This window comes from Flavobacterium sp. N2038, from assembly GCF_025947185.1.
In the GTDB taxonomy this organism is placed as follows: Bacteria; Bacteroidota; Bacteroidia; order Flavobacteriales; family Flavobacteriaceae; genus Flavobacterium.
The window spans coordinates 1,990,026-2,014,144 of record NZ_CP110001.1; the positions used below are offsets into that span (position 1 = coordinate 1,990,026).

Genomic DNA, 24,119 nt, shown 5'->3' on the forward strand with positions numbered 1-24,119 from the left:
AAAATAAACCCGCACAGTTTCGGACTTGTGCGGGTTTATAACAAATTAAAAGCTAAAAACTATTTTTACATTAGAAGCAGTATGTATCTTCTGCTACTAATTTTGCTGCGATTTTTTCTCTCAATGCCACTACGTTTGGCAAGTTTGTGTATTTTGTAAAACGTTTTAATCCCATTAACATCATACGTTGTTCGTCACCTTCAGCGAAAGAAGCAATTCCTTCTTTTCCTCTTAAGTTTACAATATCTACTGCTTTGTATAAGTATAATTTTGCCATAGCAATTTGCTCCTGAACTTTATCTTCACCTTGAGTTTTAGCTAATTTCTCAGTTCTAAGAATCGTACTTTCAGCCATGTAAATTTCGATTAAGATATCAGATGCAGCCATTAATAATTGTTGGTGAGCATCTAATTCAGGACCGTATTTTTGAACAGCACTTCCTGCAACCATTAAGAAAACTTTTTTCAAGTTAGCAATGATTCCTTTTTCTTCTGCAAATAATTCAGAGAAATCCGGAGTATCAAAAGATGGAATTCCCATTAATTCTTCCTGAACTTTCATTGCTGGTCCAAGTAAATCAACGTGTCCTTTCATTGCTTTTTTGATCAACATACCTACAGAAAGCATTCTGTTGATTTCGTTTGTTCCTTCGTAGATACGAGCGATACGAGCATCTCTCCAGGCACTTTCCATTGGAGTGTCTTCAGAGAATCCCATTCCACCAAAAATCTGAATACCTTCGTCAGAACAAGATTGAACATCTTCAGAAACAGCTACTTTCAAGATAGAACACTCGATAGCATATTCTTCAACACCTTTCAATTCTGCTTCTTGGTGGCTAGTTCCTTCAGCTTCACGAGCTGCGATTCTGTCTTCAATGTCTTTTGCAGCACGGTAAGAAGCACTTTCTCCAGCGTAAGCGTTAGTTGCCATTTCAGCTAATTTAGAACGGATAGCCCCAAAAGATGAAATAGAAGTATTGAACTGGATTCTTTCGTTAGCATATTTTACAGCTCCAGAAGTAACTCTTCTTTGAGCATCTAAACAAGCTGCAGCCAATTTAATACGACCAACGTTCAAAGCATTCATTGCGATTTTGAAACCGTTTCCTCTTTCAGACAACATGTTTTCAACCGGTACTTTTGTATCGTTGAAGAAAACCTGACGAGTAGAAGAAGCACGGATTCCTAATTTATGCTCTTCTTCATTCATAGAAATTCCGTTTGAAGGATCGTTTTCTACGATGAAACCTGTAATGTTCTTATCATCTCCAATACGAGCAAAAACGATGAAAACGCTACAGAAACCTGCATTCGAAATCCACATTTTTTGTCCTGTAATAGAGTAGTATTTTCCATCTTCAGATAAAACTGCTTTAGTTTTTCCTGAGTTTGCATCAGATCCTGCGCCTGGTTCAGTTAAGCAATAAGCTCCAAACCATTCTCCAGAAGCCAATTTCGGAACGTATTTTTTCTTTTGTTCTTCAGTACCGTAAAGTGTAATTGGCATAGTTCCAATTCCTGTGTGTGCACCAAAAGCAGTTGAGAAAGATCCAGTTGCTCCAGAAATGTAGTCACAAACTAACATTGTAGATACGAATCCCATTCCTAATCCGCCGTATTCTTCTGGAACTGCAACTCCAAGAAGTCCTAGTTCACCAGCTTTACGCATAGATGATTCTGTGTAAGCATAATCTTTCTTTTCGAAACGATCTTTATGCGCCCATAATTCTTTGTCAACGAACTCTTTTACAGAGTCACGCATCATTAACTGCTCTTCAGAGAAATCTTCTGGTGTAAAGATATCTTCGCATTTTGTTTCTTTAACTAAAAACTGACCACCACGAGTCACGTTTTTTTCGATTGTATCTGCCATTTTGTTTTTGTTTTTTTATGAAAGAAAATAGAATATAGAGTATAGAAAATAGACTTTTACTTTAGTCCGTTTTGAAAACCCATTGTCATTCTTTGGAATTCTTCTATTTTAATTTCTAATTGGTTAAATTGTATCTCGTTTATATATTTTCTATGTTTAGCAATCAATAATTGTGTAATTAGTTCAAATGAAGAACCAAGAGAAATGTCTAAAAAGTGACTGAAAGACTTATCAGTTCTTGAAGATCCTTCGGCAATATTACTAGGCATCGAAACCGAACATCTGCTTATTTGAGAAATCAAATCGTATCGTTCGTGTTTTGGAAATTCTATTAATATATCTGAAATTTCATTAGCAATTGCAATTCCGATCTTCCAAATCTTTAAGTTCTTATAATTATGTCTCATGTTTTTTTGAGTCAATTTAAGAAATTATAATAAAAAAGTAAGATTAATACTATTTTTATTTGCCTTTTAAAACATTTTATTATTCCAAAAAGTATATATCCTTATTCTCAAAGAAAAACATCTATTCTCTTTATTCTATATTCTATTCTCTATTTTAAAGAACCTCGTAAATCCCCGCAGAACCTTGTCCAGTTCCCACACACATACTCACGATTCCGTATTTGTTACCTCTGCGTTTCATTTCGTCGAATAACTGAACAGAAAGTTTAGCTCCTGTACAACCCAGAGGGTGTCCTAAAGAGATAGCTCCACCGTTTACGTTTACGATTTCTGGATTAATGTTTAACTCACGAGTAACTGCTAAAGCTTGTGAAGCAAAAGCCTCGTTTAATTCAATTAACTCGATATCGTTTAATGTTAATCCCGCTTGTTTTAAAGCTTTCGGAATTGCTTTTACAGGACCGATACCCATAATTCTTGGCTCAACACCAGAAGAAGCAAAGTTTACAAGTCTTGCAATTGGCTCAAGGTTTAATTCTTTTACCATTTCTTCACTCATGATTAAAACAAAAGCAGCACCGTCACTCATTTGAGAAGAGTTACCTGCAGTTACACTTCCGTCAGCAGCAAAAACTGGTCTTAAACCTGCTAAAGCTTCTTTAGTAGTTCCTGCTCTTGGTCCTTCGTCTTTATTTACAACGTATGATTTTGTTTCTTTTTTACCGTTTTCATTAATGAAAGTCTGCTCAACAGTAATCGGAACGATTTGTTTGTCAAATTTTCCTTCTGCCTGTGCTTTCAAGGCTTTCATGTGAGAGTTGTAAGCAAACTCATCCTGATCTTCTCTAGAGATTTTATATTGGTTAGCAACCGCTTCAGCAGTTAAACCCATTCCCCAATAATAATCTTCGTGACCTGCAGCAGCAACTTTATAATCCGGAGTTGGTTTGTAACCTCCCATCGGAATAAAACTCATACTTTCTGCACCACCCGCAATGATACAATCTGCCATTCCTGATTGGATTTTAGCAGTTGCCATCCCGATAGTTTCTAATCCAGATGCACAATAACGGTTTACTGTAACTCCAGGAACGTCTTCTACTTTTAATCCCATTAATGAGATCAAACGTCCAACGTTAAGTCCTTGTTCCGCTTCCGGCATGGCATTTCCTACCATAACGTCATCGATACGTTTTTTGTCAAAATTAGGCAGTTCGTCCATCATAAACTGAATAGTTTCCGCTGCTAATTCATCAGGTCTTTTAAATCTAAAAACACCTTTTGGAGCTTTTCCAACTGCTGTTCTATATGCTTTTACTATATATGCTGTTTTCATTTGTTTTGTTTTTTAAGATTATAGAAAATAGATCATAGAAAATAGACTATTACTTTGTCCTCAAAATCTATATTCTTTTCTCTTTATTCTATTTTTTAAGAGTATAGAAGATAGAGTATAGAAAATAGACTTTACAAAGTCTTAAATCTATATTCTATTCTCTTTCTTCTATTTTCTAATTTCTAAGTGGTTTTCCTTTAGTTAACATATATTGAATTCTTTCTAAAGTCTTACGCTCAGTACAAAGAGATAAGAAAGCTTCACGTTCGATATCTAATAAATATTGCTCAGATACTAAAGTCGCTTCAGATAAATCACCACCAGCCATTACGTAAGCCAGTTTGTTAGCGATTTTCTTGTCGTGCTCAGAAATGTATTTTCCAGCTTCCATTTGATCTGTTCCTACTAAGAACATTCCAAGAGCTTGTTTTCCTAATACTTTCACATCAGTTCTTCTGATTGGTTGTGTATAACCAGCTTCAGCCATTAACAAAGCATGTTTTTTAGCTTCAGCGATCTGACGATCTTTGTTTACCACAATAACATCTTTCCCGTGTTGAAGAAGTCCAGTATCAAAAGCTTCATAACCAGAAGTCGAAACTTTAGCCATGGCGATTGTTAAGAAATACTCTTGAAGAACGTTTAATTCCACATCGTTTTTGCGGAATAAATCTGAAGCTCTTAAAGCCATTTCTTTAGATCCACCACCACCAGGAAGTACACCAACACCAAATTCAACTAATCCCATATAAGTTTCTGCAGCAGCAACCACTTTATCAGCGTGTAAGCTCATTTCGCATCCACCACCAAAAGTCATTCCGTGAGGCGCAACCACAACTGGAATCGAAGAATAACGAACGCGCATCATTGTGTCCTGGAACAATTTGATCGCCATGTTCAATTCGTCGTATTCCTGCTCAACTGCCATCATGAAAATCATTCCGATATTAGCTCCAACAGAGAAATTCGCTGCTTGGTTACCAATAACTAAACCTTGATATTCTTTTTCAGATAAGTCGATTGCTTTATTGATAGCTTGAAGAACATCGCCGCCAATAGTATTCATTTTAGATTGGAATTCTAAGTTCAAAATTCCGTCTCCTAAATCCTGAATGATTGCACCACTATTGCTCCAAACTTTTTTGCTTTCGCGAATGTTGTTTAGGATAATGAATGAATCTTGTCCAGGAACTTTTACTTGTGATTTTGTTGGAATATTATAGAAATAAGTCGCTCCTTCTTTTACAGTATAGAAACTGTCGCTTCCAGAAACCAGCATTTCAGTAACCCATGCAGCTGGTTCAAGACCTTCAGCTTTCATGATTTCAATTCCTTTGGCAACACCAATGGCATCCCAGATTTCGAATGGACCATTTTCCCATCCAAAACCAGCTTTCATAGCATCATCAATTTTGTATAATTCGTCTGAGATTTCAGGAATTCTGTTTGACACATAAGCAAACATTCCAGCGAAACTCTTACGGTAGAATTCTCCCGCTTTGTCTGTTCCTTTTACTAAAACTTTAAAACGATTGATTGGTTTATCGATAGTTTTTGTTAGTTCAAGCGTAGCAAAATTTGCTTTTTTTGCAGCGCGGTATTCTAATGTATTTAAGTCAAGAGAAAGAATATCTTTATCTACTTTTTTATAAAAACCTTGTCCAGTTTTGCTTCCTAGCCAATTGTTTTCCATCATTTTGTTGATGAAATCAGGAAGTTTGAACAATTCGTGTTGTTCGTCGTTCGGGCAGTTTTCATAAATACCGTTGGCAACGTGTACCAAAGTATCCAAACCAACAACATCAACCGTACGGAATGTAGCCGATTTTGGACGACCAATTACCGGACCAGTCAATTTATCAACTTCTTCAATTGTTAATCCCATTTCTTTTACTAAATGGAATAAACTCTGGATTCCGTAAATACCAATTCTGTTTCCAATAAACGCCGGAGTATCTTTAGCAACAACCGAAGTTTTTCCTAAGAATTTAGATCCGTATTCGTTTAAGAAATCCAATACTTCAGTTGAAGTTTTTGGACCAGGAATAATTTCAAATAATTTTAAGTAACGCGCAGGGTTAAAAAAGTGTGTTCCGCAGAAGTGTTGTTGGAAATCTTCGCTTCTTCCTTCACTCATAAAGTGAATTGGAATACCAGAAGTATTAGAAGTAACCAAAGTTCCCGGTTTACGGAATTTTTCGATTTGTTCAAAAACTAATTTCTTAATATCTAAACGTTCAACTACAACCTCGATAATCCAGTCAACATTAGCAATTTTTGCCATATCGTCTGTCGTATTTCCAGTTGTGATTCGGTTTGCAAATTTTTGACTGTAAATAGGAGATGGTTTCGATTTTAATGAATTCGCCAAGTGCTCATTTACCACTCGGTTGCGAACAGCTTTACTTTCAAGAGTTAATCCTTTTTTAGCTTCAGCCTCGGTCAATTCGCGCGGTACGATGTCAAGAAGTAAAACTTCAACACCAATATTGGCAAAATGGCAAGCTATTCCTGAACCCATAATTCCGGATCCAATTACAGCAACTTTTTTAATTGTGCGTTTCATAATGAGTTAATTTGTTTTTATTGCAGAATCTGAATCATTTCCTGTAGTAGCAAATGCTATTCATTTTCTATATTTTCTGTTTGATTAAATATGTTTTTGTCATGAATTAATTCATTAATGATTTCCGAAACTTCAATAAAGTGTTTCAGTTTTTCATCAGAAACATGTTTTCTAACGGTCTCATTAAACTTCAGGACTGTATTTTTAGATAAATCTCTTTTTTCTTTTCCAAATTCGGTTAGGTATATTAAAACACCACGACCGTCGCTTGGATTTTTTTTGCGAACAATCAAACCTTTGTCTTCCATAGATTTTAATGTTCTGGTCAGGCTTGTGGCTTCCATACCCATTCTTGGTCCTAAAGCGGTTGATGGAGTTCCTTCTTCCTTGTCCATACTTAAAAGAGCAAATCCCGTTGCCATTGTAGCATCGTATTTTGCCGCTTCTTCGTTATACATTCTTGAAACAGCCTGCCATGTAGCTCTCAAAATATAATCTATTGTTTTGTCTTTCATAGGTAACTATATCGATTTCAAATATAATCAAAAAATACTATGCATGCATATTAATTTTGAATAAATTTTTGGTTAATTAAAAAAGGTCTTTGATTTATAGGGGTTTATGGTTAAATTTTAACTGAAATATACTATTCTTTTTTGAAATTTTAACATTTTTTATGCTTTAAAAATTGTTTTATCGTTTTAAAAATAGTTTTAATTCTTCTTTTTGTAAAAAATTATGGATTTAATGCAGTATTATTCTCAGATTCGTATTTGTTCAACGCGTTTCTAATGATTTTATGCATGCGGTTTCTAAGATATTCAGGTTTCAAAACTTCAAGTCCGGCACCAAAGCCCAATAAAAGCCTTTCCATTTCATAATTAGAGATCAGAAATAAGCTAATTATAATACTTCCGTCTTCGTTTTCTTTAATAAGTCGCTGAGAAGAGTGCAGAGGTTTTGTAATGACATAAGGTGCATTTGCAGCATCAACCCAAAGTTCTATACGTCTGGGCTGCAAACCGGAGTTTACGGTTACTCCAATTATGTTCTTATAATAAGAATCTGCATCAAAATCTTCTTCTATATAAGGAAGACTAAAATCGTAATCAATTGCCATAATTCTGTCCAACGCCAAATTGGTTATAGGCTGTGAGGCTTTTTTCTTTCCGATTAGAAACCAGCGATTATTGAATTCCTTTAATATAAAAGGATGAAAATGGAATTTTGTTTCTTCAGTAGATTTAAAAGATTTATACGTAATAATCAGAACCATTTTTTTGATAATCGCCTGATAAATTTCGTCCAGATAATGAAGTCCTTTTAGTTTCTCATTTTTATCCAGATATATTACGGGTTTGGTATGCGACTTCTCGGCATAGATTTTATCTTCCAAGCGCTGTAGAATATCTGATACATCATTAAATAAGGAGAAATCCTTAAACTGTTTTAGCATCGAAACGGTTTCGGTCAAAACATTCATATCCGTTTCCGTTAGCGGAATATCGGTTATCGAAAAATCTTCGTCTTCATATTTATAATACTTTTTATCGTAAACCACGATTGGCGCGTTATACCCCAATTTTTCACTTCGCATTAGCTGAATATCCATTTGAATGGTTCGCTTACTGATTGGATTTTGTCGTCCTTCATATTCGAATAAAGCTTCAGAACAGCATTCGATTAAATCTTCGAGTGTCCATTGCCTGTATTTATTCTGCAGACATTTGTCAATCGTTTTGTAGCGAATTAAGGCGTTTTTATTTTGTGACATTCTTGTGTTGTTTTGCCACAAAGGCGCGAAGGCACTAAGTTTTTTGTTTTTTATGCCACAGATTATGAGGATTAAAATGATTTAAAAAAATCTGCTTAAATCTGCAATCCCGATAGCTATCGGGAGCGTGAAAAAAAACTTTGCGCATTAGCGTCTTTGCGAGATTCAAATTTTAGGTATTTTAATTACTTATAATTAGTTCCAGTTTTTGGGTGAGCAAAGCCGACAGGTTTCTAAAACCTGTCGGCTTTAATAACGGTGGTATCTACGTCAACAATAAAATTTCCTTTTCAATATTAATTCTCGCTTTCTCTTCATACAAACTTCTAAACTCATCGGTCTGAAAAATAAACTCATTCTCCAGAAAATGTTTCAAAGCTTTTGCGCGTCCGGGTTTGTATAGAAAATCAGGATAAATACGATATTCTTTTCTAATTTGTTCAAAATAGATTTTATAATCATCCCAATCTTTAGCGAGGATTTTCAAATCAAAATCGATTAACCAATTAATATCTTCAATAGAATTATGTTGATGTTGCTGTGTGGCGCAAATGGCATCAAAAACTAATTGACGATCAAATTCCGCAAACCCGACAGGTTTTAAAAACCTGTCGGGTTTAATATCTGTAAAAATAGATACAGCAAACTCAGCACTTTTAAGTTCGTTATCTTTTTTAGAAGCGGAATAAACATAATCGTGATAAAAAATAGAAAATAATACTTCATTCGGATTTTGAAGTTGATCATGATACATTTCAAAACTGACAATCATTTCTTTTAAATGCGTGAGATTGTGATAATGCCTTGATTTTTTGGAATATGCCTTTTCTAAATTCAACCAGTTTTGCTGAACTTCATTTGCTGAAAAGCCAATATTTAAAAGTAAATCAGAATATATTTTCTCTAAATTCATGTTGTTTTTTACTCAAATTTAAAATTCTTTTTTTACTGCGCAAAATAATTGCGTAGTAGTTCTGAAATCTTTGCAATGTTAAAACGAAACAGTTATGAGAACTATTAAAATTTATTGTAAAGAATGTGAAATTGAATTGACTGATGAGTTAGTAGAATCTAATGCCATATGGGAATACGATTTTGGTATAATGCCCGAAAATCATTTCTTTATTCGATCTCAAGAAGCATCTCTCAAAAATTCCATCATTGTTCCTATAGATAATTATAAATTAAAAGATCATCCTGATATGAAAAGATTTCAGGGATGTTGCGGAAGCTCTGGCTTGGACGGTATGAATAAATTGTGTTTTAATGGTCATGAAGTTGCAACAGAATTTTCGGATTGCTGGACAGATGATTGTATAGAATTTAGTAACGATAAAGTGGTTATAAAAGAAAAGATTGGGGATAATATTTTTAAAGAATTAAAATTATAATTCTTACTGCGCAAAATTACTGCGCACTAGTTTTAAAATCTTTGTTCAGAAATAAAAAACAAACGTTCATATAAATAAAATAAAGAATAAAACAGGTCAAGTTTGAGTTACTTCGAAAACTTTCCAATGTACACACTTACACCATTACCTTTTTATTTAATTATCATGAAGCAGTAGCTCAGCGGTAGAGCAGGTAGTTTTGAAATTATCCTGAAAAGGTCAATCTAAACTTACTTCGTACACTTCTAATGTCCGTGTCGTGGGTTCGAATCCCATCTGCTTCACAATTAATGGTCAATTAAAACTTACTTCAGAAAATTGGTATTCCGGTTCGAGTCCGGCAAGTTTTAGAATCATCATTAATAAAAACGAGGGTCAAAATTAACTTACTTCTTCGCGGTAACCCGCTCCATTTTAGTTCAGTTAATTCATTGCACTCCAATTTCAGGTCAAGTGTTTCTTACTTCAAAAATCTTTTAGGTAGAACTCAGAAACGCAATTATCTAAATTTTAAAAAATTAAAAAAAATGAAAACAAGAGAATTATTAAAAATCAGTTTACGCCAAAATGCTATTTTCATTCCAGCAGAAATGATTACGAATGATGTTAAAAATTTATCAGGAACAACTTCAGTTTTGTTAGCCAATGTTTCTAAACTTGGATTTACATTTTCTGAATCGTTATTGCATGCTTTAAATAATGTAAGCCCAAATTATAAAGTTGAGGTTTTAGAAGTTCTGAGAGAAGTTTTAGGAACAGATAAAAACTGGACGCCATTGGTAAAAGAATGGAATATTCCAACGGGTGAATCTGTTGTGGATCATATTATCACGTATTTCGGAAATATTTTTAAAACTAAAAACGGAACAACTTTACAATGCGGACATATTATCCCGGATAATACTTTCCCATTAGAAAGATACAATGGTTGTCCGTTCTGCGGAACTCCGTTTGAATTTGGAAAACTGGAAAATATTGGTCAAGGAAGCAAATTGAAAATGCTTGAATTTTGGACAGAAAAAGATTTAAATGATTTCTATATATCGTTATTGCAATCTAAAACCGCTTTAGACGCTACTCAGGTAGATAGTTTAAAAATGGCGATGCACTATTTGCCTTTACCAAAAACAGAAGTAGCAATGAAGGAAACTTTAATGTTGGTGATTGATCTTTTGATCGAAAATGGCAAAGAAGAAGAAGCGTCTCAGTTTTTGAAAACACCAACCGATATCTTACGATACTTATGGTATAAAAACACAGGAATGCTTCAGATTATTGAGCCAAAAACGATTATCAAAAGAACATCAAAAAATGCACAACATTTCCATAATGTTTTAGATATAAGCGTTCAGGCAAGAATTGCATCTCAAAAAGATTTGAAACTTAAATATTCCCGAAAAGAATGTTTAATGGTCGCAAATTGGTTGAACAATATGAATATGGACGTTGAAGCTATGTGCGAAACGATGCATCCAAAAAGAGGAATGTGGGTTCGTTTTATCCGAGCGCTTCGTTTGGCAGAATACAGCAAAAGAAAAGGGTTTGAGAAATTGAACTTTTTAATGGATGTATTCTACAACCAAGTGTACGATGTTTGGCAAAGCAAAGTAGATTCGTCAAGATTGAAATTTGATGCCGATAAAACATTTGGATTATTGAAACAGCGTCCGGGTTTATTTGCTCGTTCGTTATTCTCAAACATGCTTTGGTTTGGAGCAGAAGAAACTGTTGCTCATTTTGAAGAAATCATCGATAAAGTTCCGGCTCGATTGGTGTTTACATTAAATATGTATGCTCAAAATTATTTTGATAAAAACATGCAGAGAAGCGTGAAACCTTTGGGAGGAACAAACAAACGAATTGAAGCAAATGCTTTATTGAAGTTGTATGAAGATTTTCAGTTGGAAGCGATGAAAAATCAAATTGAAGAATTGTGTCTTTTGGTCATGAAAAAACGATTTGCGAAAATTGCGAACGCCAACAAAACAATCTATATCGATCCGCAATTGTTTAATATTCCGGTTTCTATCGGAGATCGAAGCGATACAGTTCAGGATTTGCCAGTTGCTTTAATGGGAACACGTTTCCCGGTTGAAGGTAACGAAGTGCGATTGTTCATGCAATGGGGTAAAGATTTGCCAGCACAGCATTTAGATATGGATTTAAGCTGTCATATCGCTTATGAAGATAAAGCCGATATTTGTTCTTTCAGCCGATTGACGACTACAGGTTGTCAGCATAGTGGAGATATCCGAAGCATTCCAAATAAAATTGGAACTGCCGAATATATCAACATTAACATTGACGAATTGGCGAAAGCCAAAGCTAAATTTGTAACTTTTACTTGTAATGCGTACAGCAACGGAAGTATTACGCCAAATTTGGTTGTAGGTTGGATGAACAGCAAACACCCGATGAAAATTTCGGAGAAAACTGGTGTAGCGTACGATCCGTCGTGTGTAGATCATCAGGTTCGTGTGACACAGAATATTGCCAAAGGTTTGGTTTTTGGAGTGTTGGATGTAGCCAAAAGAGAAATCGTTTGGTTAGAGATGACTTTCGGAGGTCAGGTTGTAGGTGGTTTGGATTTCAAAGGCGTTCAGGCGTTGTTGTCAAAACTAAACAGCAAATTGAATATCGGTAGTTTGTTACAGCTTAAAGCGGAAGCCCAAGGTTTAACAATCACCGAAAATGAAATTGCCGATGAGGTTTATACAGCGCAGTGGGCTATGAATCCAGCGGTTGTTACGCAATTATTGGTAGATTAGTGGCAAAGGTTCAGAGTTGCAAAGGTTCAACGGTTTTTGTAGAGGCGCACTGCTGTGCGTCTCCGCAAAGGTTTAATGTTTCACGCAGATTTTGCAGATTTAAGCAGATCAGCGCAGATTATTCATAAAAAAATCTTTTTAGATCTGCTTAAATCTGCAAAATCTGCGTGAAATAAAACCTACGCAAAATAACTGCGCAGCAGTATAAAACCTTTGCACCTATGAACCTCAAAACCTTTGTCCCTTTAAAAACAAAAAAATGAAAACACAAATAAACGGTACAGATATATTAGAATTAGGATTTCCTGAAGGAAAAATAATTGGAATTGCCTTAAAAATAAACAGCAAAAGAAACGGATTCACAAGAGACGAAATGATAGCTAATTTCAAAAATGTCTTAGAAACTCCGGAGAATTATATCGACGATAAAATCTTCAGCAAACTGGCTGTGGCTTTAATCGAAAAATCGAATGAAAAACCAGAAGATTTCATCGCTTTAAATGAAAATCCGAATGCGTATTCGGCTTACGGATTGGATCATATCGAAGACGGAGCCAGAAAACAAATGGAAGTTGCCATGAAATTGCCTGTTACGGTTGCCGGAGCTTTAATGCCAGACGCGCATCAAGGTTACGGATTACCAATTGGCGGAGTTTTAGCAACCAAAAACGCCATTATTCCGTATGGTGTTGGGGTTGATATTGGGTGTAGAATGGCGTTGTCGGTTTATGATATTCCAGAAGATTTTTACTTTGAAAACGAAGCCAAATTCAAAAAAGAATTGATAGCAAATTCCATTTTTGGAGCAGGTCACGGATTTCACGGTCAGTACAAATCAGATCATGCGGTTTTGGAGAACGAAACGTTTAATATGAATCCGTTTGTGAAGAATCTGAAGGATAAAGCCTGGTCGCAATTAGGATCTTCAGGTGGTGGAAATCACTTTGTCGAATTCGGAATCATGGAATTTGCACAAGACGATGCGGTTTTAAATATCCCAAAAGGAAAATATGTCGCTCTGTTAACGCATTCTGGTTCACGCGGAATGGGAGCAACCATTGCCGGACATTATACTAAAATTGCCAAAGACGAATGTAAACTTCCAGAAGTGGCGAGAAATTTAGCCTATCTCGATATGAACTCACAATTAGGGCAAGAATATTGGCTGGCGATGAATTTGGCTGGAGATTACGCTTCGGCTTGTCATGAGATTATCCATAACAAAATGGAACGCGCTTTGGGTGCGACGATTTTAGCCAAAGTCGAAAACCACCATAATTTTGCCTGGAAAGAAACATGGAACGGCGAAGAAGTAATCGTGCATAGAAAAGGAGCAACCCCAGCCGGAAAAGGCGTTATGGGAATCATTCCGGGAAGTATGACCGCACCGGGATTTTTGGTGAGAGGAAAAGGTGAGGAGAACGCCATTAATTCAGCTTCGCATGGAGCAGGAAGACAAATGAGCAGAACTCAGGCCATAAAAAACATCACACAAACCGAAATGAAATCGATCCTGAGCCATCATGGTGTTACGCTTATCGGAGCAGGTCTGGACGAAGCCCCAATGGCGTATAAAGATATCAATCAGGTGATGGAAGCACAACAGGATTTGGTTGATTTGGTTGCCAAGTTTACACCTAAGTTAGTGAGAATGGCAGATGATGGAAGCCGAGAAGACTAATTTCTTTAGAGGTTCAAAGTGACAGAGGAACAAAGGTTCAAAGGTTTTTTTTCGTACTGTTTGTCATTTCGAGGAACGAGAAATCACACGCGGGATTCGACAAAGATTGGCGACATTCTGTGCGGAGTTTCTAGTGTGATTTGCTTCGCCTGTTCGCTATCGCTCGAGTCTCCTCCGTCGAAATGACAAACTTTGTGGTTAAAGATTTTTTCACGCAGATTTAAAAAGATTTAAGCAGATGCTCGCAGATTATTTATTAAAAATCATTTTAAATCTGCTAGAATCTGCAATCCCGATAGCTATCGGGAGCGTGAAACAAAAAACTTAGCGTCTCTGCGCCTTTGCGAGATTGATAAAATAATAACCAACACAAAGAATAAAAAAACTTTGTGTCTTAGTGCCTTAGTGGCAAAAAACAAAAAAAATGAAAACATATATAGATATCGGAATTAATTTGACCAACAAACAATTCCACAACGACATAGACGATGTCGTACAAGACGCGCTCGACGCCGATGTATCGCAAATGATACTCACAGGAACCAGCGTACGAAACAGCGAAGCATCATTAGAAATCGCAAAACAATATCCGGGAATATTATATGCTACAGCCGGAATTCATCCGCATGATGCGAAAAGTTTTGATGAGAGAAGCATTTCAAGACTGCGAAATTTATTAAAGCAGAAACAAGTCGTTTCTGTTGGCGAATGCGGACTCGATTTTGATCGTGACTTTTCGCCCAGAAACAAACAGGAAGAATGTTACAAAGCCCAATTAGAATTGGCTATCGAAGTACAGAAACCTTTGTTTTTGCACGAAAGAAGCGCTTTTAATTCTTTTATGAATATCACCAAAGACTATTTACCGCAATTGCCCAAAGCCGTTGTGCATTGTTTTACAGGAACGTTGCAGGAAGCCAAAATATATCTCGATAACGGATTTTATCTGGGTTTTACGGGAGCGATTTCAGACGCTAAACGTTTCAGTCATTTAAAAGAAGTCTTACAGTACGTGCCGCTCGACCGAATAATGATCGAAACCGATGCGCCATTTATGCTTCCAAAAAACACTCCGAGTAATCTGCTGAAAAAATACCACGAACGCCGTTGCGAACCTGCTTTTCTGCCTTTTGTTGCAGCAACAGTTGCGCAGTTCAAAGGAGTTTCGGGAATTATAGTTGCTGAGGAAACGACAAAGAATGCTAAGAACTTTTTTGGGATTTAGGGACAATCCCGATAGCTATCGGGAGCAAAGGTGAAGAGGAACAAAGGATAAAACAAAATAATTAGAAAAATCAGTTTTTATCAGCGTTTTCGCTTTAGCGAATCAGTTAAATCAGCGTCTAATTTTGACGCGGATAAAACAGATTTACTTCGTAAAAACGCGGATAAACACGGATTTGATTTGCAATAATTTTATTTTCTAAAAGCTTTTAAGATTAAGTCTTACTTCTTGCTTCTTACATTTAAGTCTACTATTTATGCGAGAATAGAGTTGGAGATGTAAATATTTATTTAATTTGCCGAAAAAATAATAATGAAATTCGTACTGCACAGAACCATAATCATAAAGTCATTTATTGCGGCATTTGCCATATTATTAATTAAAAATTTTGTATTTAAAAAGCTTTCTCTTTACGGACAGGATTTTCACGATTTGATAGAACTATCCGATATTACGATTATTTTTACAGGAGCATTTTTTGTGTTCGGATTATTACTGGCCGCAACCATGACCGATTTTAAAGAAAGTGAAAAAATTCCGGGTGAAGTCGCTTCCAATCTCGAAGCGATCAAAGATTGGATTTATCTGGCTTACAGAGCACCAAGAACAGGAACTTCAGATTTGTGTAAGGAAGAATTAAACAGTACTTTTTTGCGTGAGCAAATGATTGCCATTACCGATGGTATTATTGCATGGATATATTCTCACGGAAAAGATTCTACTGTTATCTTTCCTTTAATTCGAAAATCAAATGAGATTGCCTATTATTTTGCAGAAAGAGGCGTCGATAAAGAAGCCATAAAAGGTATACAGGAAAATACCAATGCGATGCGAAAACAACTTACCCGTGCCTATTCGATTTCGAGAAACAATTTTATCAAACCGGCTTATACTTTGCTGCAAAGTATCTTGTTTATCGTAATGTCGCTTTTACTTATTACTAAATTCAAAAGCCCCTCGGCAGATTATTTGGTCACTTCTGCCATTACATTTTTGTTTTGCTATTTGTATTTATTAATTAGCGGTTTAGACGATCCTTTTGATATTCTCAACGGAGATACCAATGTCGATCTAAAACCTATCGATCGATTTAAACAACGACTGATTTCAGATTTTTTGGTTTAAAAGAATTACTTTAGATAAAGTAGCGGAAGAAACGACTCGAAATTCTAAAAGCTTTTTTGGGATTTAGTTTTGTTTTCCTAACAGGTTTTAGAAAATTTTCTTAAACCTGTTTGCTTTTAAAGATAGTTTTGATTCAAATATTTTTTTCTTAATTACTTTTCCCTTTTTATCAACTTTAAAGCAAATATAAATATACCCATTGGCTATTGTTGAATATGAAAAACTATTTATTTCGATAATAATGCTTGTATAATTTAGTTTCTTTGATGCTACAATCTTCGTCGGAATGAGATTTGTAAAATCTTTGATGACAATATTTTTAACATTATAATTATTTATTTCTACTATTGGATTTTGTGAAGAATTTAATTTTTCAATTAGCTTTTTTGTTAGCGACTGTTTATTGCATTCGGAGGTAATTACATTTTCAGTTTTTAGAAAAAAAATAATTTCATTGTTAAACAGATTCTCGTGAATTTGATAAACACTTAAAGAATCATTAATTGGCATTCTACATGATTTTAACTCTTTTTGAATAAAGTTAAATGTATTATTCTGTGCAACTATTATATTGAAAAAAAGACAGAAAAAAACCGTTGCAATTCTCATAATTTACCTGTTGAGCTATTTTTAAAATTAAATTGATTTATGGATTATTGTTATTTAATAAGTTTCTTATAGAGTCAATATCTGTTCTTTTGTAATTAGAAAGAGGGAAACTTGTGTCAGCAAATTTTAATGTTTTTTTGTATTGTTTCCACCCCCAAGACTCAACATTTATGCTATCCACATAAAATTCATTAGCCTTAAACGAAACATATGTTTTTGTATAAAAACCGCTATTTCCCATAAGATCTTTAGAAATAACAAAACCACTTTTATTAATTTTTATTTCTTCGTAATAAACGGGGGTATTGCATTTTAAAACGTTTTTGTAAATTTTAAAAATTTCACTCTTTTTATTTATCGTTTTGCTTATCAAAAGTATAGGAAAATCAGAATCAGAATTTTTAGGATAACAATCATCTATTCCATTTTCGTAAAAGGGTTTTAAAACAGCAAGTGTATCAATGGTTTTATTATTATCAAAATCAAAATTTAAAGAGATATCTTGATAGTAGTTTGAGAATATAATACCATATCTATCTTTATAACCTTGGATTTGTGCTAAACATTTTTTCTCTAGAAAACTGTTTTTTGGTGCCTCAATAGTATCTTTTAATTTATCACTTGTATTCTTATTTGCTTTCTTAGAACAAGAAATAAAGACTAAAATGGTTATATATATGTAAAACGGGAATTTCATCTTTTCTAAATTTTAAATGTTGTCCAGAATAATGTACCTGATTTAAAACCAGTTGATTTTAAGCTCTCATGTACTGCTTTATTATTTTGTGAAGCCTTTCTCGCTCCTGAAAAAATGCCTTTTTCATTTAAAATCACTCCATCTGTAACCTCTTTAAGAGCATATTCTTTTTTAGAGAAAATAGAGTTAATTGTAGTGTTCTTATTAATTTTAGCCCTATTCGAATCAATAGACCAAAAATCAATAGCTAAATCTAAATGTTCTTTTGCAATATTAATACTTTTATATTGTTTAAATTTAGGATGGTCTAATTCACCTGTTTTAGTAAAGAAATCTAATCCATCCCAAAAATAAGAATTGTTAGTAGGATCGTCATCTCCTTTTAATACACTAATCATTGCAGAACGAGCAAAACAATGATTTTCAATATTTGAATTTGTGGATATGCCTTTTGCTTTATCAGTTTTATCTACTGATGAATAGCCTGTTTTAAATAATTCGTTAAATGTTTTTTTATCTCTGTCATACCTTTCATTATTCAATGCATTATTTACGGTATGAGCAATCCATAAAGCTGTTTCTTTATTTCCTGTAAAAGAAGCTTCATGGTGAATTAAATATGAATTATTTGCGAATTTTTCATGACTAATATTCACATCTTTTTCTTTTAAGATTTTAGCATTATTATATGTTACAAAATCATCCCCATCTTTATTTTTCTGAGTAGATTTTCCATCACAAACATAAACATCTTCGACACTTCCATCAAAATCGAGCTCATTTATTTTTCCCTCAAAAGTTCCGTCTTCATTGTAAAAATGCCCATTTACATAAACTATTCGATCTTCAAGTAAAAAAGATGGCGCATCAGTAGGACTTCCGTAAGAATGATTCTCTGCTGTTTCATTAATAAAACCACCCGCATTAAAAGTAATATTTCCTTGCGAATACATATGGTGATTTCCTTTTGTGTATATTGTGGTTGTTCCTTTAACAATTCTTATTCTGCTCATAATTAATTCTGTCTGGTTTGTTCTCCACTATTATTTTGTATTTCTTTTTGGGCATTTTTATTCAAATCACCTTCGGTGTAATGATTTAATCCTTGTTTGCTATTATCATGTCTGTCTTTTTCTGTTGTTGACTTAAAATCCCCTTCAATATGCTCCATAAAATCTCCTGTTACATTCAGCGTACTATTACCTCCAACGCTAACATTATGCATCATTCCAATTGTTGTTGACTTATCGATTCCAGCTTTTTCAGATATATTAGTTCCCGCTGTAAATGTGATACTTTCAGTTGCCTCAAAAATGATGTTTTTGGCTCTTATTGTTGCCGTTTCTGGAACGGTCAGGGTTGTACTTTTTGTTTCTTCATTCATATGCAATTCATTTCCACTCGGGTCAGAGAGCCAGATACCAGCTTTTTCGACAAACTTTAGCAATTGTCCAAAACGCATTCTTATGGCTTTTATCATATTCTGCGGGTCAAAGAATTCTGGTGTTGCCATCCCGTTATATTGTGCTCCAATGACATAAGGGTTTTGGGCATTGCCTCCCTCAAAGCTCACCAATACTTCGTCATCTATCTCAGGTCTCCAATACGAACCTCTTCCTGAACCAGCATAATTTTGCACTACTCGTATCCACTGACTTGATTTGTTTCCTGCTGCCCAGTAAAACTCAACCTGTACGCGTCCGAGTCCTTCAGGATCGTTGTTGTCTTTTATCTTTGCCGGTTGGGTTTCTGCCCTGGCAAAAACTTTTGTATCGGTATAATACGGTGCCGAAACATCGGCAGGAATAGCTTTAAATTCGCAGGAATAATTACCGTGTACTTGGGAGTGGTGTGTTGCTTCTATGCAAATAAGTTGGTGCTCTACGGTTTGGTTGATAATGGTAAAAACCTGACCTAAACCTAGAGGGAAGTAAGATATTCCGCTGTAGTACACACTGTTTGCATCGTTTCCGGCGGTCTGTAGTGTAACCATTTCGTTTATTTCGTCTTTGTTTTTCGCATTATTGGTATAAGCGCCAATACTGAGTTCTGGCTGGGTAACTGTTGCCTGATTAAAACCTACAATAGAAGCAAAACTGTCTTTGCTTCCTACAGAAGTTCGTTGCGAAGAATTCCGGATACCCGAGGCATTATTATAATCATAACCTGCCAGCGAGATTTTATGTGCACTCATATTGGCCTGAATCTTAAAACTATGAAGAGAGGCCCCGTTTATTAATTTTATATTAGAAGTTTTGGTTTGTCCGAACTGCATGCGCATTCCGTCAAAATAAAGCCACTGGCCGTAACGCTGAGCCAGTCTTTTTATAAAATTAAAATTGGTTTCGTTGTACTGGGCCATAAAATTAAACTCTTTCATATAGGTTGATCTTATGGCATCTCTCTGGTAAAATTCAGTTGGACCTTCTGATAAAATATTCAGAACAATATCATCCAGACCTCTTTTAAGATAAGTTCTGGATTTTGGCATGTCATCCAATATAATAGTGTGACTTATTCCGCTTACGTGCAGGCCAACAGCGCTCCCATTTTGATCTACGGAAGTTAATCCGGTTATAATACCTTTACTCATTAGTTTGATTCCTGTCAGGCTTTTGAAGGTAAAAATGACTTCATCACCAAGATAACTTCGTATTGCTTTGGCCTGATCTTCCGGTTTTATAACTGCTTTACCGGTATATTGCCACACAAACGAAAAATGATGATGATTAGCCATTTTTTGTGACAATTTTAAATCGTAGTAAATAACGTTTTGAGTAAAACTGCTTATCGCTATATGAACTTGTTCAGAAAAATGTGCCATAATTTTAATTTGTATTTTGATTAGTTTATTTAAAAGTATGCTTAAGAGATTTTTAAGACAACCTCAAAAAGACATTTAAATGCTAGAATAAGATTATATGTGGGAAATATAAAGTTGATTCTATATAACAAGAATAATCATGCGAATAATAATTTCTATCTTTGCTTTCAACCTAAAGCATCAGAATTTTAAAAACAAATAAAAAGTAAGTTATTTCTTTCTTTTTAAAGTGAAAATTATATCTTTGCAGAGCAAAAACATTACACCAAGGAGAAATCCTTAAAAATTATTTTTAAGTTTAATATAAGCGAACCCACGTTACGTTGAGGGTGCTAGTGATAGCCCTAATCTCATTCCTTGGAATGTTTTTGCACAACCGATCGTGGGTTTCGTGTGTTTAATATTTTCAGAACTATGCAAAAAGAAAATCAAAAACCAACACATCGTGATGTAGTGCCATCCGTAATTAATTTCCTTTCAGATGAATTGTTTGAGGGAGATTACAAAGAACAGCCCATGTATTTGCAGGAAATCTTCGAGCTTTTAATGCATACAGAGTTTGGCGACGATATCAATTTAAGGCAGAAAATGCTGAGTTGTTTAAGAACCAGCCGCAATCTGGCAGAAACGCTGTCGCCATTTACAGATAAGCAGATTTATAAGGCTTGTGCCAGTATAAACAGCTAAAACAAAACCATTAAAAAACCAAACCCTGCAAATTGATATTTGCAGGGTTTTAATTTTGTAAATGTAAAATTCTTACATTTGTTTTAGGATTTTTTGACAATGAACTATAAAATATCATTTAAGGAAAGAGCTAAAATTAGCGAGGAACAACTAGCAAAACAGAAAGGAGTTACTTTAGAACAAGCAAGAGCACAGGCAAAATGGCTTAGTGAAGTAAGTACTTCTAAAGAAAAGAAGAAAAGAATTTAAATTATCTCAATAAAAACTCAAATCCCGACAATACCAATTTGCAGGGTTTGATTTAAGTAGAGCTTAAAAAAAATGACTTTTTAGTTAACCCTGTAATGGATATATAAACAATAACTGAAGACCTTTTTGAGCAGGAATAATTTTAAAAGTTCCGTTTATGCCTTCCATTCTTAAAGACATATTGCCCATGCCGTTTCCTTTTTGTGTGGTTTCAGATAATCCAATTCCGTTATCGGTAATCGTAATGCTGAAAGAATCTTCATTTTGGTCAAATTCAAGAAAAACCTCGTTTGCCTGGCTGTGTTTGTATATATTGTGAACGGCTTCTTTAACTGCCAGAAAAAGATTTCGTCTGGCTTTTACCGTTAAATTAGTTTCTTGCTCGGGAATGTTCGAATTGAAGTGCGAGTCGATATTGGTTTTGCTCAGGAAACGTTTGATGTACAAAGTGGTGTATTCTATAAAATTACCAATGGTGTCATTTTGTGAGTTTAAACTCCAAAGAATTTCCCGCATGGCTAAATTCATATCTTCAGAAGTATTTATAATGGCTTCTAAATCTTCAGAATAATTTTCCTGTGTCATTTTATATTTTAAGAACTCAGCCTGAAGTTTTATAGCCGAAATTCCCGCACCCAAATCGTCGTGCATATCTTGCGAAATGCGCTCTCTTTCGAGCTGGATGGCTTTTTGGCGTTCTAATTCTTTTTGCAGCAATTGGTTCTGGAATTCGCTTTCTTTTATTTGGTTTCTCTGCTGCTGAATGAGTTGTTTTTTGTTGTAGATAAAAATCATCATAATAATAAAGCACACAAATAGTAGCATTATCATCATGGCGATAATAAAGGTTAGTTTTATGGCTGGGTCCATTGGTCTGATTTTTTTATGTTTTTGGAGATTGTCTCGTATTTAAGTAGTGCTTTAAAAAATAATAGATACATAATGCAATTGATAACAAATTGAAATTCTATAAGTAAGTCTAAAAAAGAGTTGTCTTTAGTTTTTAAGAAGTATCTTGGAATAACTCTAAATATAAAAAAGCAGCTCCAGAGCAGTATACCTGTTGAAATCCAAAAGTTTGGGTCATCTGTAATTTTAGTTTCAGATGGAGAATTTATTTTTTGATAAAACCACATCATCGTATATAAAATATAAAACATTGGTAAAACGATGAATAATTCTGATTTTAAATCTTTTTCTAAAAACAGTGTTGAGATTAAAATATACATCAATGGAATTAATGATAATAAGCTGATTTTGTTTCTTAGATTTTTGTTGAATAGTCTGGAATAATAAAACAAAAAAAATAAAATGCAGAATACACTGTAAACAAAATAATGGAAACTATATTGGGAATTGGAATTTTGATAAAGAATTATCTCTGATATTAGTTCTACAAGAAAAGTAGCAAGAAGATATACAAACAAATAGTTCTGGCTAGAAAGGCTAAATTTTCTAACCAAAACTATTGATTTAAAAAGGGTCAAAAGCAATATTATTTCATAGATGTAATTCATTAAGGTTTAAGGTTTCCTAAATCGTAACCTTCGCTTTCACCATAAAGGTCTTTCTTTTTATCAAATAAGGCATGAACACAAAAAGCAATTCTTTTATCTCTTTCTGTAAAACGTGCCGAAAGTTCATGATCTAGATTAGTAGGGGAATATTGAAACATATTAAATTTTAAAGCAGAAATAGTTGGATACTTTTCCCTCATTTCTTCTAAGTAAAGATTAATTTCTTCTAAGGAATATGAAATTAAGGTGTCTTTTTTATTGTCACGATGAGTAGGTAATTTCGCTCCTATACCATTCACAAAACCCTTTTTCATTGCTGTGAAATCTTTCGGTGTTATATGATTATTTTCTAAGATATATAAAACATCATCATCAGCAAGATTTTTTGCTTTAATGTCACATTCTTCATTATCAGAAAAAGATAAACCCAGATTGAGAGAATCACCTTTTTGAATGAGATAAAATTTGCAAAATGATTTTTTATTATTTTCTGAAAGTACCTTTTCAAATTTTTCTAAATCTAATAAAAAGGTTTCGGTTAATCCTTCAATTCCAAGGCTTTTATAGTTGGCTATAAAAAGTTCTTCGATCTTTTTTTTAATTATTTTTTTAAAAAAGTCAATCTGATCAATTTTTTCTTGTTTTAATTTTTCTAGTTCCATGGTTTTTAGTTTTTGGTATTAAACTTATTAATAGCTTCAATTTTATTACTTACTTGTAATTTTCTGTAGATATTGCCAATGTGTTTTTTTATGGTGTCGATGGTTACATTTTTCTTATCGGCAATTTCTTTGTAGAGTAGTCCTTGCGCCAGCAGTTCGAGAACTTCTTTTTCGGTAACGGTAAGCAAAGCCAAACTTTGTACCTGTACTTTTGATTCCTGAAAATGCTGTAAAACGCGTTTTGCAATCGTAAAACTCATAGGTGCGCCTCCGTTATGAGCTTCTAGAATAGCCTGAATAATTTTATCGAGAGGATCACCTTTTACAAGATATCCGCTTGCACCTGCACGCAAGGCCGAAAAGATTTTTTCGTCGTTTTCGAAACTCGTACACATTATAAAATTTGTTCCCGGCATTGTTTCTGTCAGTTTAGAAACGATATCAATTCCTGATAAATCCTGCAGGTTTATATCCATTAAAACTACGTCTGGTTCCAGATCTTCCAATTTTTGCAATGCGCTTTTACCATTAAAAAACTGAGCTGCGCATTCCATGTCTTCCTGAAAATCGATGATGTTCTTCAATGCCTGACTGTAATGTTTATCATCTTCTACTATGGCAACTCTTATTTTCATGTTGTTACATTTTCATTACAAAGTTGGGTAATAAGTATTTTGACCACAATTACCCTTTTGGGTGATATTTTGAGATAAAGCTTAACGTGG

General features: G+C 34.4%; 20 protein-coding genes and 1 tRNA gene. 8 read left to right on the forward strand and 13 right to left on the reverse strand.

What is annotated here, in order from left to right; translation table 11 throughout:
- Positions 1–70: 70 nt before the first annotated feature.
- From OLM51_RS09080 to OLM51_RS09110, 7 genes are all read right to left on the reverse strand, one after another.
- Positions 71–1,876, reverse strand: coding sequence for an acyl-CoA dehydrogenase family protein (locus OLM51_RS09080; protein ID WP_264553998.1), 1,806 nt, complete (start codon positions 1,874–1,876; stop codon positions 71–73).
- 56 nt (positions 1,877–1,932) lie between these two features.
- Positions 1,933–2,283, reverse strand: a complete 351-nt coding sequence (locus OLM51_RS09085) for a four helix bundle protein (protein WP_264553999.1) — start codon at positions 2,281–2,283, stop codon at positions 1,933–1,935.
- 154 nt (positions 2,284–2,437) lie between these two features.
- On the reverse strand, positions 2,438–3,619 hold the full coding sequence (locus OLM51_RS09090) for a thiolase family protein (protein ID WP_264554000.1): 1,182 nt from the start codon (positions 3,617–3,619) through the stop codon (positions 2,438–2,440).
- 175 nt (positions 3,620–3,794) lie between these two features.
- Positions 3,795–6,185 carry a 3-hydroxyacyl-CoA dehydrogenase/enoyl-CoA hydratase family protein gene (locus tag OLM51_RS09095; protein ID WP_264554001.1) on the reverse strand — a complete coding sequence of 797 codons (2,391 nt, stop codon included), beginning with the start codon at positions 6,183–6,185 and terminating at the stop codon, positions 3,795–3,797.
- A gap of 56 nt (positions 6,186–6,241) precedes the next feature.
- Complete coding sequence (locus OLM51_RS09100; RefSeq protein WP_264554002.1) at positions 6,242–6,700, reverse strand: MarR family winged helix-turn-helix transcriptional regulator; 459 nt, start codon at positions 6,698–6,700, stop codon at positions 6,242–6,244.
- A gap of 221 nt (positions 6,701–6,921) precedes the next feature.
- On the reverse strand, positions 6,922–7,959 hold the full coding sequence (locus OLM51_RS09105) for a helix-turn-helix transcriptional regulator (RefSeq protein WP_264554003.1): 1,038 nt from the start codon (positions 7,957–7,959) through the stop codon (positions 6,922–6,924).
- A 265-nt stretch (positions 7,960–8,224) separates the two neighbouring features.
- Positions 8,225–8,872 carry a hypothetical protein gene (locus OLM51_RS09110; protein WP_264554004.1) on the reverse strand — a complete coding sequence of 216 codons (648 nt, stop codon included), beginning with the start codon at positions 8,870–8,872 and terminating at the stop codon, positions 8,225–8,227.
- A 94-nt stretch (positions 8,873–8,966) separates the two neighbouring features.
- Between OLM51_RS09110 and OLM51_RS09115 the strand changes: the two genes are divergently transcribed.
- The 6 genes from OLM51_RS09115 to OLM51_RS09140 all read left to right on the forward strand — a co-directional run bounded on the left by OLM51_RS09115 (position 8,967) and on the right by OLM51_RS09140 (position 16,149).
- Entirely contained in the window at positions 8,967–9,350 is a 384-nt protein-coding gene (locus OLM51_RS09115) for a hypothetical protein (RefSeq protein ID WP_264554005.1), read from the forward strand.
- A 167-nt stretch (positions 9,351–9,517) separates the two neighbouring features.
- A tRNA-OTHER gene (locus OLM51_RS09120) sits at positions 9,518–9,634 on the forward strand.
- 243 nt (positions 9,635–9,877) lie between these two features.
- Positions 9,878–12,118, forward strand: coding sequence for a hypothetical protein (locus tag OLM51_RS09125; protein ID WP_264554006.1), 2,241 nt, complete (start codon positions 9,878–9,880; stop codon positions 12,116–12,118).
- A gap of 259 nt (positions 12,119–12,377) precedes the next feature.
- Positions 12,378–13,799 carry an RtcB family protein gene (locus tag OLM51_RS09130; RefSeq protein WP_264554007.1) on the forward strand — a complete coding sequence of 474 codons (1,422 nt, stop codon included), beginning with the start codon at positions 12,378–12,380 and terminating at the stop codon, positions 13,797–13,799.
- Between the two features lie 424 nt (positions 13,800–14,223).
- A complete protein-coding gene (locus tag OLM51_RS09135; protein WP_264554008.1) occupies positions 14,224–15,024 on the forward strand; it encodes a TatD family hydrolase in 801 nt (266 codons plus the stop codon).
- 312 nt (positions 15,025–15,336) lie between these two features.
- On the forward strand, positions 15,337–16,149 hold the full coding sequence (locus OLM51_RS09140; RefSeq protein ID WP_264554009.1) for a hypothetical protein: 813 nt from the start codon (positions 15,337–15,339) through the stop codon (positions 16,147–16,149).
- A gap of 646 nt (positions 16,150–16,795) precedes the next feature.
- Here OLM51_RS09140 and OLM51_RS09145 read toward each other — a convergent pair.
- Genes OLM51_RS09145 through OLM51_RS09155 form a run of 3 tightly spaced genes read right to left on the reverse strand, consistent with a single transcriptional unit; the run spans position 16,796 to position 20,279 of the window.
- Complete coding sequence (locus OLM51_RS09145; RefSeq protein WP_264554010.1) at positions 16,796–17,455, reverse strand: hypothetical protein; 660 nt, start codon at positions 17,453–17,455, stop codon at positions 16,796–16,798.
- Between the two features lie 5 nt (positions 17,456–17,460).
- Positions 17,461–18,468 (reverse strand): hypothetical protein, encoded by a 1,008-nt coding sequence (locus OLM51_RS09150; protein ID WP_264554011.1) that lies wholly within the window; start codon positions 18,466–18,468, stop codon positions 17,461–17,463.
- A gap of 2 nt (positions 18,469–18,470) precedes the next feature.
- Positions 18,471–20,279 carry a type VI secretion system Vgr family protein gene (locus tag OLM51_RS09155; RefSeq protein ID WP_264554012.1) on the reverse strand — a complete coding sequence of 603 codons (1,809 nt, stop codon included), beginning with the start codon at positions 20,277–20,279 and terminating at the stop codon, positions 18,471–18,473.
- A 414-nt stretch (positions 20,280–20,693) separates the two neighbouring features.
- Between OLM51_RS09155 and OLM51_RS09160 the strand changes: the two genes are divergently transcribed.
- Both OLM51_RS09160 and OLM51_RS09165 read left to right on the forward strand, forming a co-directional pair.
- The gene (locus OLM51_RS09160) at positions 20,694–20,966 is read left to right on the forward strand and encodes a hypothetical protein (protein ID WP_264554013.1); all 273 of its coding nucleotides are present in this window, start codon (positions 20,694–20,696) and stop codon (positions 20,964–20,966) included.
- Between the two features lie 99 nt (positions 20,967–21,065).
- Positions 21,066–21,215 carry a hypothetical protein gene (locus OLM51_RS09165; RefSeq protein WP_264554014.1) on the forward strand — a complete coding sequence of 50 codons (150 nt, stop codon included), beginning with the start codon at positions 21,066–21,068 and terminating at the stop codon, positions 21,213–21,215.
- Between the two features lie 84 nt (positions 21,216–21,299).
- Here OLM51_RS09165 and OLM51_RS09170 read toward each other — a convergent pair whose 3' ends face one another.
- The 3 genes from OLM51_RS09170 to OLM51_RS09180 form a co-directional block, all read right to left on the reverse strand.
- Positions 21,300–22,085: a sensor histidine kinase gene (locus tag OLM51_RS09170; RefSeq protein ID WP_264554015.1), complete on the reverse strand. Its 786-nt coding sequence runs from the start codon at positions 22,083–22,085 to the stop codon at positions 21,300–21,302.
- A gap of 646 nt (positions 22,086–22,731) precedes the next feature.
- The gene (locus tag OLM51_RS09175) at positions 22,732–23,394 is read right to left on the reverse strand and encodes a hypothetical protein (protein ID WP_264554016.1); all 663 of its coding nucleotides are present in this window, start codon (positions 23,392–23,394) and stop codon (positions 22,732–22,734) included.
- Positions 23,395–23,399: 5 nt separating this feature from the next.
- Positions 23,400–24,029, reverse strand: a complete 630-nt coding sequence (locus OLM51_RS09180; protein WP_264554017.1) for a response regulator transcription factor — start codon at positions 24,027–24,029, stop codon at positions 23,400–23,402.
- Positions 24,030–24,119: the final 90 nt, after the last annotated feature.

What these genes read in the sequence shown, in the direction of transcription:
- OLM51_RS09095 (WP_264554001.1), bottom strand. Translation starts at nt 6,185, where the DNA reads ATGAAACGCACAATTAAAAAAGTTGCTGTAATTGGATCCGGAATTATG.
- OLM51_RS09115 (WP_264554005.1), top strand. Translation starts at nt 8,967, where the DNA reads ATGAGAACTATTAAAATTTATTGTAAAGAATGTGAAATTGAATTGACT.
- OLM51_RS09085 (WP_264553999.1), bottom strand. Translation starts at nt 2,283, where the DNA reads ATGAGACATAATTATAAGAACTTAAAGATTTGGAAGATCGGAATTGCA.
- OLM51_RS09145 (WP_264554010.1), bottom strand. Translation starts at nt 17,455, where the DNA reads ATGAAATTCCCGTTTTACATATATATAACCATTTTAGTCTTTATTTCT.
- OLM51_RS09080 (WP_264553998.1), bottom strand. Translation starts at nt 1,876, where the DNA reads ATGGCAGATACAATCGAAAAAAACGTGACTCGTGGTGGTCAGTTTTTA.
- OLM51_RS09155 (WP_264554012.1), bottom strand. Translation starts at nt 20,279, where the DNA reads ATGGCACATTTTTCTGAACAAGTTCATATAGCGATAAGCAGTTTTACT.
- OLM51_RS09180 (WP_264554017.1), bottom strand. Translation starts at nt 24,029, where the DNA reads ATGAAAATAAGAGTTGCCATAGTAGAAGATGATAAACATTACAGTCAG.
- OLM51_RS09175 (WP_264554016.1), bottom strand. Translation starts at nt 23,394, where the DNA reads ATGGAACTAGAAAAATTAAAACAAGAAAAAATTGATCAGATTGACTTT.
- OLM51_RS09125 (WP_264554006.1), top strand. Translation starts at nt 9,878, where the DNA reads ATGAAAACAAGAGAATTATTAAAAATCAGTTTACGCCAAAATGCTATT.
- OLM51_RS09170 (WP_264554015.1), bottom strand. Translation starts at nt 22,085, where the DNA reads ATGGACCCAGCCATAAAACTAACCTTTATTATCGCCATGATGATAATG.
- OLM51_RS09135 (WP_264554008.1), top strand. Translation starts at nt 14,224, where the DNA reads ATGAAAACATATATAGATATCGGAATTAATTTGACCAACAAACAATTC.
- OLM51_RS09150 (WP_264554011.1), bottom strand. Translation starts at nt 18,468, where the DNA reads ATGAGCAGAATAAGAATTGTTAAAGGAACAACCACAATATACACAAAA.
- OLM51_RS09165 (WP_264554014.1), top strand. Translation starts at nt 21,066, where the DNA reads ATGAACTATAAAATATCATTTAAGGAAAGAGCTAAAATTAGCGAGGAA.
- OLM51_RS09090 (WP_264554000.1), bottom strand. Translation starts at nt 3,619, where the DNA reads ATGAAAACAGCATATATAGTAAAAGCATATAGAACAGCAGTTGGAAAA.
- OLM51_RS09130 (WP_264554007.1), top strand. Translation starts at nt 12,378, where the DNA reads ATGAAAACACAAATAAACGGTACAGATATATTAGAATTAGGATTTCCT.
- OLM51_RS09105 (WP_264554003.1), bottom strand. Translation starts at nt 7,959, where the DNA reads ATGTCACAAAATAAAAACGCCTTAATTCGCTACAAAACGATTGACAAA.
- OLM51_RS09140 (WP_264554009.1), top strand. Translation starts at nt 15,337, where the DNA reads ATGAAATTCGTACTGCACAGAACCATAATCATAAAGTCATTTATTGCG.
- OLM51_RS09100 (WP_264554002.1), bottom strand. Translation starts at nt 6,700, where the DNA reads ATGAAAGACAAAACAATAGATTATATTTTGAGAGCTACATGGCAGGCT.
- OLM51_RS09160 (WP_264554013.1), top strand. Translation starts at nt 20,694, where the DNA reads ATGCAAAAAGAAAATCAAAAACCAACACATCGTGATGTAGTGCCATCC.
- OLM51_RS09110 (WP_264554004.1), bottom strand. Translation starts at nt 8,872, where the DNA reads ATGAATTTAGAGAAAATATATTCTGATTTACTTTTAAATATTGGCTTT.